General features: G+C 47.5%; 1 protein-coding gene. It reads left to right on the top strand.

Translation table 11 applies throughout. From position 1 onward, the window contains the following. The coding region (locus AC2FA3_RS15575; protein ID WP_490510385.1) for a glutamate synthase-related protein at positions 1–240 on the top strand (240 nt) is incomplete at both ends.

Here is a 240-nt window from a genome sequence, read left to right as displayed (position 1 = left end):
CCTTGGAGCAGAAGAATTCGGATTTGCTACCGCACCGCTGGTAACAATGGGATGTGTAATGATGCGTGTATGTAATCTGGATACCTGCCCGGTCGGAGTTGCAACACAGAATCCGGAACTTAGAAAGCGTTTCCGCGGAAAACCGGAATATGTTGTGAACTTCATGCGCTTTATCGCACAGGAACTTCGTGAATATATGGCAAAATTCGGTGTCCGTACACTGGATGAACTGGTAGGAAG

This window comes from Janibacter sp. CoH_79_TC_3, assembly GCF_058197955.1.
Note: the sequence above shows the minus strand (reverse complement) of the source record. Positions and strands in the feature narration are given on the sequence as shown.